Source organism: Streptomyces sp. NRRL F-5630, assembly GCF_000719475.1.
GTDB lineage: Bacteria > Actinomycetota > Actinomycetes > Streptomycetales > Streptomycetaceae > Streptomyces.
The window spans coordinates 152896-167239 of sequence record NZ_JOGO01000001.1 but is presented as its reverse complement, the minus strand read 5'-3'; the positions used below and the strand labels follow the sequence as shown (position 1 = coordinate 167239).

12 protein-coding genes are annotated in these 14344 nt (G+C 73.0%); 4 read left to right on the top strand and 8 right to left on the bottom strand.

Going from position 1 to position 14344, the window contains the following annotated elements; all coding sequences use genetic code 11:
- Nucleotides 1-299: hypothetical protein (locus tag IF99_RS34590; RefSeq protein ID WP_234340530.1), on the bottom strand; the 299-nt coding region annotated here is incomplete at its 3' end.
- Between the two features lie 169 nt (nucleotides 300-468).
- Here IF99_RS34590 and IF99_RS0100450 point away from each other — a divergent pair.
- The 3 genes from IF99_RS0100450 to IF99_RS0100440 all read left to right on the top strand — a co-directional run bounded on the left by IF99_RS0100450 (nucleotide 469) and on the right by IF99_RS0100440 (nucleotide 3018).
- Nucleotides 469-1227 (top strand): DUF4239 domain-containing protein, encoded by a 759-nt coding sequence (locus tag IF99_RS0100450; protein ID WP_030994250.1) that lies wholly within the window; start codon nucleotides 469-471, stop codon nucleotides 1225-1227.
- 93 nt (nucleotides 1228-1320) lie between these two features.
- Nucleotides 1321-1584, top strand: coding sequence for a hypothetical protein (locus tag IF99_RS0100445; protein ID WP_051703311.1), 264 nt, complete (start codon nucleotides 1321-1323; stop codon nucleotides 1582-1584).
- A 234-nt stretch (nucleotides 1585-1818) separates the two neighbouring features.
- Nucleotides 1819-3018: an acyl-CoA dehydrogenase family protein gene (locus tag IF99_RS0100440; protein ID WP_030994248.1), complete on the top strand. Its 1200-nt coding sequence runs from the start codon at nucleotides 1819-1821 to the stop codon at nucleotides 3016-3018.
- Between the two features lie 97 nt (nucleotides 3019-3115).
- On the opposite strand, the gene IF99_RS0100435 is transcribed toward IF99_RS0100440, so the two are convergent.
- The 4 genes from IF99_RS0100435 to IF99_RS0100420 form a co-directional block, all read right to left on the bottom strand.
- On the bottom strand, nucleotides 3116-5035 hold the full coding sequence (locus IF99_RS0100435; RefSeq protein ID WP_107048908.1) for a ricin-type beta-trefoil lectin domain protein: 1920 nt from the start codon (nucleotides 5033-5035) through the stop codon (nucleotides 3116-3118).
- A gap of 100 nt (nucleotides 5036-5135) precedes the next feature.
- Nucleotides 5136-7313: an RICIN domain-containing protein gene (locus IF99_RS0100430; protein ID WP_234340529.1), complete on the bottom strand. Its 2178-nt coding sequence runs from the start codon at nucleotides 7311-7313 to the stop codon at nucleotides 5136-5138.
- Between the two features lie 295 nt (nucleotides 7314-7608).
- Nucleotides 7609-8637, bottom strand: a complete 1029-nt coding sequence (locus IF99_RS0100425) for a LacI family DNA-binding transcriptional regulator (RefSeq protein WP_030994245.1) — start codon at nucleotides 8635-8637, stop codon at nucleotides 7609-7611.
- A 285-nt stretch (nucleotides 8638-8922) separates the two neighbouring features.
- The gene (locus IF99_RS0100420) at nucleotides 8923-10242 is read right to left on the bottom strand and encodes a lysine N(6)-hydroxylase/L-ornithine N(5)-oxygenase family protein (protein ID WP_030994244.1); all 1320 of its coding nucleotides are present in this window, start codon (nucleotides 10240-10242) and stop codon (nucleotides 8923-8925) included.
- An 80-nt stretch (nucleotides 10243-10322) separates the two neighbouring features.
- On the opposite strand from IF99_RS0100420, the gene IF99_RS0100415 reads away from it, so the two are divergent.
- Nucleotides 10323-11276, top strand: a complete 954-nt coding sequence (locus IF99_RS0100415) for a methionyl-tRNA formyltransferase (protein ID WP_030994243.1) — start codon at nucleotides 10323-10325, stop codon at nucleotides 11274-11276.
- On the opposite strand, the gene IF99_RS0100410 is transcribed toward IF99_RS0100415, so the two are convergent.
- Genes IF99_RS0100410 through IF99_RS0100400 form a run of 3 tightly spaced genes read right to left on the bottom strand, consistent with a single transcriptional unit; the run spans nucleotide 11255 to nucleotide 14330 of the window.
- Nucleotides 11255-12235 (bottom strand): ABC transporter ATP-binding protein, encoded by a 981-nt coding sequence (locus IF99_RS0100410; RefSeq protein ID WP_030994242.1) that lies wholly within the window; start codon nucleotides 12233-12235, stop codon nucleotides 11255-11257. The two genes, IF99_RS0100415 and IF99_RS0100410, sit on opposite strands and share 22 nt — an antisense overlap.
- 4 nt (nucleotides 12236-12239) lie before the next feature.
- Nucleotides 12240-13337 carry a FecCD family ABC transporter permease gene (locus IF99_RS0100405; RefSeq protein ID WP_030994241.1) on the bottom strand — a complete coding sequence of 366 codons (1098 nt, stop codon included), beginning with the start codon at nucleotides 13335-13337 and terminating at the stop codon, nucleotides 12240-12242.
- 3 nt (nucleotides 13338-13340) lie between these two features.
- Complete coding sequence (locus IF99_RS0100400; protein WP_037826205.1) at nucleotides 13341-14330, bottom strand: iron ABC transporter permease; 990 nt, start codon at nucleotides 14328-14330, stop codon at nucleotides 13341-13343.
- Between the last annotated feature and the right edge of the window lie 14 nt (nucleotides 14331-14344).

The following is a 14344-nucleotide window of genomic DNA, read 5'->3' as shown; positions in this document are numbered from 1 at the left end:
GACCCCCCGGCCCCCCCCCCGCCCCCCCCGCCGAGCCCCGCGCCGTCACCACCCCCGAGGCCCCGCCCCGCCGTGGTCGCGCCGCCGCCCGCCGCGCGTCCGGCCCCGCCACCGAGCCCGCGTCCGCGCCCCGCGCCGCCGAAACCGCCCCCGCCCGAGGCGGTCCCGGCCCCGCAGCCCGCGCCGGCCGGCTTCCACTGGGAGCCCCGCACACGCCGCCCGGTCGCCCAGCGCCCGAAGCCCGCGGGGATGCCCGTCACCACCACGACCGTCGTCGTGATGCTCCCCGCGGTGCTCACCGCCGTGGCCCTCCGTCCGGGCGGCCGACGCAGGCGCTGAGCCCGCGCCCGGCCCCTCGTCCCCGCCGCGCCCTTCCTCGTTCCCGCCCTCGCGGGCCCCGTCGCGGGCGCGCGGTCACCCCGTACCCGTAGCCCCCGTTCCCTTCGGCCTGCCCTCAGGAGGCTCGCTGTGCCCCAATGGCTGATCTACACCCTCGCCACCGTGCTCGTCTGCGCGCTCGTCGTCGGTGCCGCCGCGCTCAGACAGCGGCGCGTCATCAACGAGGACACCTCCGAGACGCCCGACGTCCTGGAGTACATGGTGATGATGGTGGGCGTCGTGTACGCCATCGTCCTCGGCCTCGCCATCGCCGGTGTCTGGGAGGCCCGCCAGGCCGCCGACGACACCGTGCAGCGCGAGGCGCAGTCGCTCTACGAGATCGACCAGCGCCTCGACGTCTACCCCGCGGCCTTCCGCGAGCAGGTGCGCTCCCACATCGACGCCTACGCGCGGCACACCGTCACCGCGGAGTGGCCCGAGATGGAGGCGGGGCGCGAACCTGACGCGAGGGGCGCGGCGCTGCTCGGCAAGATCCGCGCCGACCTCGCCCACCGCGAGCCCGCCGACGAACTCCAGGCACAGGCGTACCAGCCGCTCCTCGACCAGGTCGCCGCCGCCGATGACGCGCGGCACCAGCGCATCGACTCCGCCGGGTCCACGCTCCCCGGCAGCGTCTGGTTCGGTCTCGTCGCGGGCGGCGTCGTGACCCTCGGCCTGCTCTACACGCTCCAGATCCGCCGCACCACCCGCGAGGTCGTGCTCGCCACGACGTTCAGCGCGCTCGTCGTCTTCCTGCTCTTCCTCGTCTGGAGCTTCGACGCGCCGTTCGGCCGCGACGGCCTGGACTCGGCCCACCCACTCCTGGAGTTGTACGCGGCGGGCGGGTGACCCCGGCGTCACCGGATTTTCACACCCGCGCGCGATCCCCGGCGCGCGCGGGGGCACCCGGGAGGGACCGCCTGTGCGAGGGAGTGCGTCACCGTGGTGCTTGTCGCGTCTTTGCTGCTGCCGTTCGTCGCCGTCCTGCTGTTCGCCATGGACCGGGTCGAGGACTGGATGGGGTCGGCCGCACCGCCGGGCACGCGGGGTGGCGCCCGGGGGCCGCGGAGCCCCCGCACGCGGCACCTCCGACTCGTCCACAGCGAAGAACCGGCCGGAAAGGCGACGGACGGAACGCGCGAGCACTGGACCCGGACCGAGGGGGCCCAGGACGCGGAGCCCTCGCGGGAGCGCCGGGCCGCGTGACGACCGGGCCGCCCCGCCGCGGCCTCTCGGCGCGGGGGAACTCTCCGGACGGGGCACTCCCGGCCGGTGACCGGGTCCCTTCGTGGCCGGGGAAGGTGCTCGCGGGGGGCCGCCCCGGGCATTCAGGTGGCCGGGCGCGGGGCCACGACTGCTCCCGCCTTCCACGGGGTACCCGCCAGTAACGATCAAGTCCGTGCCGTACGGCGGCACGGCGGGACGAAGGCGGTGCGGACCATGGCGGAGCGGCGGCACGGAAGCGAAGCGGGCGCGGTCGAGGGCGATTTCTTCGGGGTCGTGGACCTGCTGGCCGACGAGGAGCGCAAACTCCTGGAGCGCGTACGCGAGTTCCTGCGCGCCGAGGTCGCGCCGCACGCCAACGAACTGTGGGAGGCCGGGCGCAGCCCGGTGAGCCTGCGCGGGCGTATCGCCGAGCTGGGGATCACCGGCGAGGAGGGCGACGACGTCGGCGTACCGGCCCGCAGCAGTCTCTTCCGGGGGCTGCTCGGGATGGAGATGGCCCGCGTCGACCCGTCGTTCGCCACGTTCTTCGGGGTGCACGCCGAGCTGGCGATGGGCTCGGTGCGCGCCTGCGGCTCGGAGGAGCAGAAGGCGCGCTGGCTGCCCGCGATGACCCGCTGGGACAAGCTCGGCGCCTTCGCCCTCACCGAACCCCTCGTCGGCTCGGGCACCGCCGCCGGGCTCACCACGACCGCGCGCCGCGAGGGCGACACGTGGGTGCTCGACGGCGAGAAGAAGTGGATCGGCAACGGCTCCTTCGCCGACCTCCTCGTCGTCTGGGCGAGGGACGTGGCCGACGACCAGGTCAAGGGCTTCGTCGTCGAGCACGGCGCCAGGGGCCTGAGCGCCGAGGTCATCCCGCACAAGATCGCGCTGCGCGGCGTGCAGAACGCCCACCTCGTCCTCGAAGGCGTCCGGGTCCCCGAGACCGACCGGCTCCAGCGCGCGGAGTCCTTCGCCGACACGAACCGCGTGCTGCGCGTGACGCGCGCGGCCGTGGCCTGGACGGCGACGGGCTGCGCGCTCGGCGCGTACGAGGCGGCGCGCGCGTACGCCGTGGAGCGCGAGCAGTTCGGCCGCCCCATCGGCGCCTTCCAGCTCGTGCAGGACCTCCTCGCCCGCATGCTCGCCGACATCACCGCCTGCCAGACGCTCGCCGTGCGGCTCGCCGCGCTGGAGGAGAAGGACGAACTGAGCGACGCGCAGGCCGCGCTGGCCAAGATGTTCTGCACGACCCGGATGCGCGAGACCGTCGCCCGCGCCCGCGAGATCCTCGGCGGCAACGGCATCCTCCTCGACCACGACGCGGCCCGCTTCTTCGCCGACGCGGAGGCGCTGTACTCGTACGAGGGCACGCGCGAGATGAACTCGCTCATCGTGGGCCGCGCGGCGACGGGCCTGAGCGCCTTCGTGTGAGGGCCCTGAGCGCCTTCCCGCGAGGAGCCGGGCGAGGGCCGCGCCGCCCCGGCACGCCGAAGGGCCCGCCGCGACCGCGGCGGGCCCTTCGGCGGCGTCAGCCGTTCAGCGTCCACTTCTGGTGGGACGCGCCCGTGCACGTCCAGATCTGCGCTCTCGCCCCGTTCGCGGTCGAACCGTCGGTCACGTCGAGGCACTTGTCCGCCGTCGTATTGACGACGTCGTGGCTCGTCGCGTCGTACGTCCACCGCTGGGCGCCCGTCCCGTTGCAGTCGTAGAGCTGCACCTTGGCGCCGTTCGCGGTCGAACCCCCGCTCACGTCGAGGCACTTGCCGTTCGTCCGGACCGTGCCGTCGGTGCCGAGCGTCCAGCGCTGGTTCGCGGCTCCCGTGCACGACCAGGTCTGCACGGCCGAGCCGTTCGCGGTTCCCGAGGCGTCGAGGCACTTGCCGCCGAGGCCCGCGAGTGTCCCCGTGCGCTCGGTCCCGCCGCCCGGCCCGCCGCTCTGCGTCCCGTCCCACGTGAAGGTCGCGGACGTCTTGCCCGGAAGCTGATAAGTGAAGTGCTGTCCACCCCAGTTGACGGTGAAGGAGCGCGCGGAGGAGGACTCGTTGTAGGCGAGGAGTGCCTTCGAGCCGTCCGTGTTGCGCCACGCGACGTTCGGCACGTCGCCGCTCGCCGTGGACGCGATGCGGCTCGCGCCCGGCCGCACGAACTTGGTGAGGTGGCCCATCGTGTAGTACTCGATGGTGTAGTCGACCTGCCCGCTGCGGCCGTCCCCGTCGTGCACGGTGACCAGCCCGTCACAGGTGCCGCAACCGCCGTTGTGCGGGCCCCTGTTCTGGTCGACCGCGAGGGACCACTTCGTCACCGACTTCGCCCAGTTGCGGGTGTAGTCGATGATGTTGCGCATGTCCTCGGTCTGCTGGTCGGCGATCCAGGTACCGCCCGAGTGCTCGGTCTGGAAGGCGTCCAGCTCCGGGTACTTGTCGTGGATCTGCGACTGCTTGTTCACGTCGCCGCCGTAGCCGTGCCAGGCGATGCCGCCGAAGTTCGGGTGGCTGCGCACGGCCGCGTCGTCCACGGTGGGTGCGGCGTAGGCGTCGTACGTGTCCCAGTTCCAGTCGTGCGCGAGCACCTTCGTCCTGAGCCCGGCCGAGGCCAGTTTCGGCAGCAGCTCGCTCTTCGTGAAGTACGCGAGCCCGGAGCCGTTCCAGCTCATCGAGGGGTAACTGTCGCAGCACGTCGGCTCGTTCTGCGCGGTCACGTAGTCGATCGGCACCCCGGCGGACTGGTACGCCTGGAGGTACTTCACGAAGTAGTTCGCGTACGTGCCGTAGTTCTCGGCCTTGAGCCAGCCGCCGTTGAGCTGTCCGTTGTCCTTCATCCAGGCGGGCGCGGTCCACGGCGAGGCGACCGTGGTGAGCCCCGGGTTGAGGCGCTTGGCCTGCTGCGTGAGCGGCAGGACCCCGGCCTGGTCGTGGGCGATCGAGAACTTCGCGAGCGAGGGGTCGGTCTGCCCGGCGGGCACGTCGTCGTAGGTGTAGCCGAAGCGCGCGAGGTCGGAGCCGCCCATCGGGTTGCGCAGGAAGGAGAGCCCGATGCCGTCCGTCGGCGAGAAAAGCTTCGTCATCGTCTGGTCGAGCGTGGACTGCGAGAGCGCGCCGCTCTCCTTCAGGAGGTAGGCGGCGGTGTCGGTGAAGGAGGCGCCGCCGCCCGTGAAGGTCTGGTAGCGCGTGTTCTCGTCCACGGAGACGGTCGTGCCGCTGTTCGCCGTGCCGGACTGGAAGGCGAACGGGGCCTGTTGCTGGAGGCCGCGTGTCACGTGCCGGCCGCCGGGGTCGTCGGTCGTCGTGAGGTACGCGGTGACCTGCTCGCCGGCCGCGTGCACGGGGGCGGTCCCCGCCGCGCCGAGCCCGGCGGCGGCGAGCGCGCCGGTGAGCAGGAAGCGGACGAGGCGGCGCGGGGGAGTGGCGGGGGTGCCGGGAGCGGACCGGCGCCGGGGTCTGCGAGACATGCGGGTGCCCTTCGTGGTGGGGGGTGGGAGCGGGGGGTGCGGGGCGGCTCCGTCGCGTGCGCGAGGGGGCCGCCCCGCACCCGGAGGGACCGGGCTCGGCCTACGGGTAGGAGGTCAGGTAGGCGACGTTGTTGCTCGGCGTCACCTTGGCACCCGCGTCGTTGATGATGTGGTTGATGGTTCCCTTGCCACCGAGGACGGTGGTCACCATGTCGTGGAAGCGGACCCCGCTCCTCCGCGGGACCTCGAAGGAGTGGTCCTCGACGACGGACGGGTTGACCTGCGCGTAGGCGTAGCTGCCCAGGCCCCACGCCTCGTGGCTCGTCACCCCGTCGGCCACCTTGTAGGCGGGGTGGCCCTGCGTCGAGCCGTTCATCCAGGAGCCCTGGTCCGGCGGGTCGTAGGGCAGCTCGTTCTGGAAGAAGTACGTGCGTCCCCCGTTGCCGTTCCAGAGGACCTGCGTCTTCTTGTAGTGCTCGACGAAGAGGCCGTATGCGGTGACGTTCTGCCCGTTGACGACGAGGCCGGTGTCGGCGGTGTTGGTGTTCCAGCCGACCGTGCCGCTGTTGCCGTGGTCGGCGCGCCAGGCCCATGTGTGGTCGATGACCGTGTGGTCGCTGTTGACCACGAGCGAGGTCGTGGCCTTGCCGACGGTCGCGCCGCCGATCCGCAGGAAGACGTCGTTGAGGACGGTGGGGTCGGCGGAGTGGTTCGCCGAGGCGCCGCTCGGGCCGACCTCCATGAGGGTCCGCGAGGAGGTGGTGCCCGCGTCGATGAGGAGCCCGGCGATGCGGACGCCGTCCACGTCGGCGGTGGTGAGCGCGGTGATCCCGTTGTCGGGCACGAGTGTCGCGAGGCCCATGCCGAGGACGACCTGACCGGGCCGGGTCACTTCGAGGGTCTGGTCGAGGTGGTAGACGCCGGGTGTGACGAGCAGGTTCTTGCCCGCCGCGAGCGCCGTGTTCATGGCTGCGGCGGAGGCACCGGGCCTGGCCACGTAGAAGTCGTCGAGGGACAGGTCCCTGCCGGTCTGCGTCTTGCCGTTCCAGGTGGTCGCCGCCGCGTTCGTCTGGAGGCCGGGCACGTAGACCTTCCAGGCGCCCGCGCCGTCGACGTGCAGGAAGGGCTTCTCGGCGTTGACCGGGGCCGCGCCGACCGTCGTGTACGTCGGGAAGTTCTGCGCGGGTGCGCCCTGGTCGCCGACGAAGACCATGTTCCAGTTGGAACCGGACCAGGAGCCCATCGAACTGTTCTTGGTGAGGAACTGCTGCTGCGAGCCGGACTGGATCTGCCCGTCGATCTTGCTGTCCGAGATGAAGCCGCCGCTCGACCAGCCGCCGTCGTCCAGCTTGAGGTTCCCGCGCACGTGCATCCGGCGGTACGGGGCGGCCTGCGAGACCGCCCAGCGGTCCGAGCCGCCCGTGGGGTTGACGGACATGTTGTCGGCCTCGCGCCAGAAGTTCTGCGTCGCGTTGCCCTGGAACCAGTCGGCCTCGGCGTGCACGGCCCCGTTGATCGTCACGTCGTCGGGGCTCATGCCGAGCCCGGCGGCCTGCGTGTAGAAGCCGACGTTCACGTCCGCGCTGTACGTGCCGGGCTTGAAGAGGACCGCGTATCGCCCGCTGCCGAACTGGTCGCTCTGCTGCCGGCCGAAGATCGAGTCGAGGCGGGACTGGATCGTCGCGGCGGACATCGACGGGTCGAAGACGACGACGTTGGGGCCGAGGTCCGGGTCCTTGCCGTTCGGCGGTGTCGTCGTGCCGCCCGCGTAGTCCCACTTCTGGTTCGGCGTCCCAGCGCAGTCCCAGATCTGGAGCGCGGCGCCGTTCGCGTTGTCGTTGTCCTTGATGTCGAGGCACTTCCCGGCGGCCTGGTTCACGAACTGCCCGCCCGTGTACTGCCATTTCTGCGAGGCGAGCGAGTCGTAGCAGGTCCACAGGTGGGCGGCGGTCCCGTTCGCGGTACCGCCGTTCACGAGGTCGAGGCACTTCCCCTTGGCCGTGAGCGAGCCGTTGTCGTCGAGCGTCCACGTCTGGTTGGGGCCCGGGGAGCAGGTCCACATCTGGGCCGGGGTGCCGTCGGCGGTCGAACCGTCCTTCACGTCGAGGCACTTGCCGTTGCCCTGGTTGACGACCGGCCCCGGTGTCGCCGCGCTCGCGGCGGTGCCGTCCACGGCGACGAGGGTCCCGGCGCCGAGCAGCACGACGGTCGCGGCCGTCGCGAGCGTCCGGGGGCGCCGTCTGCGGCGGGTGCTCGGTCGGGTACGGGCAGGAGACATGGGGGTGTCCTTCCTGGGGCGGTGGGGGGTGGGGAAGGAGGACCGGCCGGAGGAACAGCCGTGAAACCTTTACATGCGCGAGGCGGACTGCTGCGTACAACCGGTGAAGTTAGAGGGGCGTCGGGGGAGCGTCAAGAGCAACGACGTGTACACACAAGGGAATTGAGAACGCCGCAGGTCAGGCGCGTTGCCGGGACCCGCTGGAAGGCCGTCCGGCGTTCGTCCGGCCCGTCCTCGCGTGCAAGGGATGGAGCCGGGCGGGGCGGTGAGGGTGCACCCGCCGCCGTTTTCCGTTTCAAACGCGACATGCGGCCGAGGGTGGCGCCGTCGAGTCCCGCACCACGAGAGGCGTGGCGAGTTCGACGTGCAGCGTGTCGACCGCGTGGCCCGCGACGAGGCGGACGAGCAGCGAGACCGCCATGCGCCCCATCTCCTCAAGGGGCTGGCGGACCGTCGTGAGTGCGGGCGTGATGCTCTGGCCCAGCTCGCTGTCGTCGAACCCCGTGACCGAGAGATCCCCGGGAACCGTGAGCCCCGCCTCGCGCGCCGCGCGGATCGCCCCCGCAGCCGTCTTGTCGTTGAACGCGACGAGCGCGGTCGGGCGGGGATCGCGGGACAGGAGCAGCCGGGCCGCCGTGTGGCCCTCGTGGGTCGTGGGCTCGGTGATCGCGGCCAGGAGCGCGGGGTCGGGCAGGAGCCCGCTCTCGCCGAGCGCGGCGGTGTGGCCGACCAGGCGGTTGCGGCTCGCGAGCCAGTCGCCGGGGCCGCCGATGAAGCCGATCCTGCGGTGGCCGAGACCGAGCAGGTGCCGCGTCACGCGCCGCGCCCCCGCCGCGTGCGCCGCAGAGACGGAGGCGACGGTCTCGGGCAGTTCGGCGCGCGGGTCCACCACGACGAGCGGGTAGCGGCGCGCGTGCAGCACCTCCAGATCGTGCGTCGAACCCGGCGGCAGGACGAGCACGGCGCCCGCGATCCCCTGCTGCTCGGGCAGCGCGAGCAGTGCCGAGGTGTCGTCCTGCGCGCTCTCGCCCGCGAGCACGAGCGCACGGCGGCCGTGCAGGGCCAGGGTCTCCACGACGGACGTGACGATCGTGCCGAAGTAGTCGGTCAGCGCGTACGGGCAGTAGACGAGCACGGGCGGCGCGCCGCCCCGCGTCCGCGCGAAGCCGCTCCCGAGCCGCTGCGCGGCCTCGCGTACCGCCCGCTGCGTCCCTTCGGAGACCCGCGTGCTCCCGTTGACCACGCGCGAGACCGTCGCGATCGACACGCCCGCCTCGTCCGCGATGGCCCGGAACGTCACGCGCCCGCCCGGCCGCCTGCCCATGTGCCTCCCCCGTTCGTCCGCCCCACCTTCCGCCCGGGGGCGCCGCGAGGGCAAGCCGGGCGGAAGAGCGCGCGAGACCGGAGGGGACCGAGGGACCGGGCCGCCCCGCAGGGGAGCGCGACCTCTGCCGTCGGGCCGGGGCGTCACGGGGCAGAGAGCGAACGTCGTCGGGCGCACGCGACGGGGGGCGCCGCCCTCGGGGCTCGTGGAGCGGTCCCGGGCCCCTGACCGTACCGGGCCTGGCGGGGTGCCGCGCCGGAGCCCGGCGCGGCAGCCGTCCGCGTCTCAGACCGCCGCCGCCACCTTCCGCCCGTCGAGGAGCGAGCGGTGGATCTCCTCCGCCCGGACCGCCACGGTGGACAGGAGGGTGCTCGTGAGGCCGTGGGTGTGCTCCGTGCCGCCCTGGAGGTAGATGCCGGCCGTGACCTCGGGCGCGGTCTCCACGCGGTGGTCGCGGTCCACGCGCAGCGCGTCGCCGTCGTCGCGCAGGCACAGCTTCGCCGCGTCGCCGAGCAGCGCGCCGAGGTCGCGCGGGCGGTAACCGGTGGCGAGGACGAGGATGTCGGTCGCCAGCACCTCCTGCTCGCCCGTGGGCAGGAACTCCACCGTGACGTCGAGGGGCGCCCCCGGGGAGACCTCCCTGATCCGCGAGACGTTGAGGAAGCGCAGGCGCTCGCGCCCGGCGACCTTCTCGCGGTACGCGGTCGCGTAGAGCGACTCGATGAGGTCCATGTCGACGACCGAGTAGTTGGTCGAGCGGTGGTAGTCGAGCAGGGACTGCTTCACCTCCGAGGGCGCCGAGAAGTAGACGTCCACCGCGTCGGGGTCGAAGACGCGGTTGGCGAAGGGGCTGTCGTCGGCGGGCGTGTACCCGTACTTGGCGAAGACCGAGCACACCTCGGCGTCCGGGAACGTGCGGTGCAGGTAGTCCACCGACTCGGCGGCGCTCTGCCCCGCGCCGAGCACGACCGCGCGCCGCACCGGGGCGCCCGAGCGCGCCAGTTCCTCGGCGCGCGGGATCAGCGTGCTGTTGTGCCAGACGCGTTCGCCGAGGCTCAGGCCCGGCGGCACGTGCGCCTCCAGGCCCAGCGCGAGGCTGATGTTGCGCGCCCGGTGCGTCGTGCGCGCGCCCCCGGCGTCCCGGCTCGTGACGTCGAAGCACGTCACCTCGCCGTCGTCGGCGCGCACCGGGTCCACGGCCACGACCTCGCTCCCGTACGAGACCTGGTGCGCCACCCGCGCCGCCGCCCACTCGAAGTACTCGTGGAACTCGGCGCGCAGCGGGAAGAGCGTCTTCTGGTTCAGGAAGTCGATCAGGCGCCCTCGCTCGCGCAGGAAGCACAGAAAGCTGTAGTCGCTGGTCGGATTGCGCAGCGTGACGAGGTCCTTGAGGAAGGACACCTGCATCGTCGCGTCGTCGATCAGCATCCCCCGGTGCCAGCCGAAGCGGGGTTGGCGTTCCAGGAACAGCGCGTCGAGGCGGCGGTCCGCCGCGAGCTGCGCGTTGTGTTCCTCAACGGCTATGGACAGGGCGAGATTCGACGGGCCGAAGCCGATCCCGACAAGGTCGTGGACGGGCTCGGAACCCGTAACCGGTGCGTTCACCTTTGCATCGCCTCCTCAGGCAACGTCATGTTAGATAAGGTAAGGCTTACCTAGCAATGCGGTCGTGGAGGGATGCACATATGCGGGTCGTCATGCTCGGCTACCAGACCTGGGGTCATCGCACGCTGCGGGCGCTGCTCGACTCCGGGCACGAGGTGGCGCTCGTCGTCACGCACCCGAGGAGTGAGCACGCCTACGAGAAGATCTGGGACGACAACGTCGCCGAACTCGCCGAGAAGCACGGCGTGCCCGTCCTGCTGCGCAACCGGCCCGACGACGAGGAACTCCTCGCCGCCGTACGGGAAGCGCGCCCGGACATCATCGTCGCCAACAACTGGCGCACCTGGCTGCCGCCCGAACTGTTCGACCTGCCGCCGCACGGCACGCTCAACATCCACGACTCGCTGCTCCCGGCCTACGCGGGCTTCTCGCCGATCATCTGGGCGCTCATCAACGGCGAGGAGCGCGTCGGCGTCACGGCGCACCGCATGAACGCCGAACTCGACGCGGGCGACGTGCTCGTGCAGCGCTCGGTGCCCGTCGGGCCCGACGACACGGCGACGGACCTCTTCCACCGCACGGTCGACCTCATCGAACCCCTCGTGCGCGAATCGCTCGACCTCATCGCCTCGGGGCGGGACGCGGGCCAGTGGGTGCCGCAGGACCGCGCCCGCGCGAGCTTCTTCCACAAGCGCGCCGACGAGGACAGCCGCATCGACTTCCAGTGGCCCGCCGAGCGCTTGGAGCGCCTGGTACGGGCCCAGTCGGACCCGTACCCGAACGCGTACGCCTTCCACCGGGGCAAGCGCCTGCGCATCGTCTCGGCGGGTGTCTCCGAGGGTCGCTACGGGGGCACGCCCGGCCGGATCTTCATCCGCGAGGGCGACGGCGTGGTGGTCGTCGCGGGGCCCGAGGCGCACACGGGGCGGCACCCCGGGCTGCTCGTGCGACGGGTGCGGACGGAGGACGGGACGGAGTACGCGGCGCGGGACTACTTCCGCACGATGGGCGGCTACTTGACGTCGCGGCCCTGAGAGGCGGCGGTCCCGGCGCCGACCGGGACCGCCGAGCCCTCCGGGGCGCGGGGCGGGACCGTGGCGTCGGCGTCGCGCCCCGCACCGCCGTCGTCCTGGCTTGCGGCTCGCGCCGCCTGTCCGTCCTCCCGCCCCGCACCGCCGTCCCCGCTCCCGTGGTGCCTGCTGAGCGGGATGACGAGCGGCGTGTGGCTGACCGGGTCCGTGGTGACGCGGCAGCGGAGCCCGAAGACGTCCTCCACGATCGCCTCCGTGACGACCTCGGCGGGCGGGCCCTGCGCGACGATCCGGCCGCTCTTCATCGCGATGACGTGGTCGGCGTACCTGCACGCCTGGTCGAGGTCGTGCAGGACCATCACGATCGTGCGGCCCTCGCGCCTGTTGAGGTCCGTCACGAGGTCGAGGACGTCGACCTGGTGGGCGAGGTCGAGGTACGTCGTGGGCTCGTCCAGGAGCAGGACGGGGGTGCCCTGCGCGACCGCCATCGCGATCCACGCGCGCTGCCGCTGACCGCCGGACAGCTCGTCCACGGCGCGGTCGGCCAGCTCGGTGAGCCCGGTCGCCGCGAGCGCCGCCTCCACCGCCTCCTCGTCCGCCTTCGACCACTGCCGCCACCACGTCTGGTGCGGGGCCCGGCCGCGCCCCACGAGGTCCCCGACCGTGAGGCCCTCGGGCGCGACCGGGGACTGCGGCAGGATGCCGAGCTTGCGGGCGAGTTCCCTCGTGGGCACCGACCGCAGTGCCGCGCCGTCGAGTTCGACGACACCCTCGCGGGGGGCGAGGAGACGGGCGAGCGCGCGCAGGAGCGTGGACTTGCCGCAGGCGTTGGCGCCCACGACGGCCGTGACCTTGCCGGTCGGCACGGTGAGGTCGAGGCCGGTGACGACCGGGCGGCCGTCGTAGGAGAGGTGCAGGTCCCGGGCGCGCAGCTCGGGTCCCTTCGGCTCGGTGAGCGACATGGGTTCAGCCTCCAGAGCCCGCGCGGTTGACGCGGATGAGCAGCCACAGCAGGACGGGGGCGCCGAGGGCGCCGGTGACGATCCCGACCGGCAGCTCGGTCCCCGGGATCGCCTCGCGCGCGAGGAGATCGGCGCCGAGGACGACGAACGCGCCGGTGAGACCGGAGACGAGCGGGGGCGGCGCCGCGGTGCCGGCGAGCCGCAGGGCGATCTGCGGACAGGCGAGCGCCACGAAGGCGACCGGGCCCGCCGCCGCCGTGCCGAAGGCGACGAGACCGACCCCGGTGAGCAGCAGGGCGAGCCGCACCGGCTGCACGGGCGTGCCGAGCCCGGCGGCGACGTCGTCGCCGAGCTGGAGCGTCCGCATCCAGCGGCCGAGGCCGAGGGAGAGCGGCAGCAGCACGACGAGGGCGAGGGCGAGGGTGTCGACCTGGCCCCACGTACGGCCGTTGAGGTTGCCGACGAGCCAGCCGAGCGCGGCCTGCGCCTCGAAGCGGTTGCCGCGCGCGACGAGGAAGTCCGTCGCGCTCGTGCAGATCCAGGAGACGCCGATGCCGACGAGGATGATGCGGTAGCCGGTCGCCCCGCCCTTCCAGGCCAGCGCGTAGACGAGGAGCGCGGTCGCGAGGGCGCCGAGCAGGCCGAGCGCGGAGAGCCCGAGGCCGCCGGTCCAGCCGAGGACGACGGCGGCGACCACGGCGGTGCCCGCGCCCTCCGTGAGGCCGATCATGTCGGGGCTCGCGAGCGGGTTGCGCGTCATCGTCTGGAAGACGGCGCCCGAGACGCCGAAGGCGAGCCCGACGAGGAGCCCGGTGAGAGCGCGCGGCAGGCGCAGATCCCGTACGACGCCGAGCGTTCCCGCGTCGCCCGCGCCGAAGAGGGCCTTGACGACCCCGGTGAGGCTCACCGGGTAGTCGCCGAGCGCGAGCCCCCAGCAGAAGAGCGCGAACGTGCCGACGGCGAGCGCGCTTCCCGTGAGGAGCAGGCGCGGGCGCAGCACGCCGGAGACGGGGGGAGTGCGCCACCGGAAGGGGCGGTCGCGCAGGACGGGGCGCTTCGCGGGGGCGCTCCGGGGCGCCGCGCAGGAGGAGGGGGCGGACACGGGCTATACCTCCGCGAGCTTCCGGCGGCGGACCAGGGCGATGAAGAACGGCCCGCCGATGAAGGCGACGAGGACCCCGGCCTGGATCTCCGAGGGCCGGTCCACCATCCGCCCCACGAGGTCGGCGGACAGGAGCAGGACGGGCGCGAGCGCGGCCGACAGCGGGAGCAGCCAGCGGTGGTCGGGGCCGGTCCCGGCCCACTGCGCGAGCACCCGGGCGAGGTGCGGGACGACGAGACCGAGGAAGACCACGGGGCCGATGACGGCGACCGATGCCCCGGTGAGCAGCACGATCGCGGTCACCCCCTGGAGCCGTACGAGCCCGAGCCGCCTGCCGAGCGAGGCGGCCACGTCGTCGCCGAGCGCGAGGCTGTTGAGCGCGGGGGCGCACGCGAGGGCGAGCAGCGCGCCGACGGCGAGGAACGGCAGGACGCGCGTGAGGTCGCCCGCGTCGCGGTCGGCGAGCGTGCCCGCCGACCAGAAGCGGTACCGGTCCAGGGCGTCCTCGTCGGTGAGGACGACGGCGCTCGTGAGCGAGGAGAGCAGCGAGGTGACGGCGACTCCGGCGAGGGCCAGTTTGACCGGCGTCGCCCCCGACCGTCCCAGGCGTCCCAGGAGGAAGACCACGACGCTGGCGACGAGGGCACCGCCGAAGGCGAACCACACGTAGCCGTACAGCGACGCGACCCCGAAGACGGCGACGGAGACGACGATGGCGAAGGAGGCGCCCGCGCTCACGCCGAGAATCCCGGGATCGGCGAGCGGATTGCGCGTCAGGGCCTGCATGAGCGCGCCCGCCATGCCGAGCGCCGCGCCCGTTGTGAGGCCGAGCAGCGTGCGGGGCACGCGCACGGACCAGATCACGTTGTCCGTGAGCCGGTCGGGCGGCCGCCCGGCGAGGGTGCGCACGACGTCGCCGAGCGGGATGCTCAGCGCCCCGAGCGCCACGGAGAGCAGCGACAGGACCACGAGCAGGGCGACGAGGAGTGCCACCAGGGCCGTGGTGC

Bases quoted from the DNA above. Each gene is read 5' to 3' on its own strand.
- IF99_RS0100430 (WP_234340529.1), bottom strand. From the start codon at position 7,313: ATGTCTCCTGCCCGTACCCGACCGAGCACCCGCCGCAGACGGCGCCCC.
- IF99_RS0100415 (WP_030994243.1), top strand. From the start codon at position 10,323: ATGCGGGTCGTCATGCTCGGCTACCAGACCTGGGGTCATCGCACGCTG.
- IF99_RS0100410 (WP_030994242.1), bottom strand. From the start codon at position 12,235: ATGTCGCTCACCGAGCCGAAGGGACCCGAGCTGCGCGCCCGGGACCTG.
- IF99_RS0100435 (WP_107048908.1), bottom strand. From the start codon at position 5,035: ATGTCTCGCAGACCCCGGCGCCGGTCCGCTCCCGGCACCCCCGCCACT.
- IF99_RS0100440 (WP_030994248.1), top strand. From the start codon at position 1,819: ATGGCGGAGCGGCGGCACGGAAGCGAAGCGGGCGCGGTCGAGGGCGAT.
- IF99_RS0100425 (WP_030994245.1), bottom strand. From the start codon at position 8,637: ATGGGCAGGCGGCCGGGCGGGCGCGTGACGTTCCGGGCCATCGCGGAC.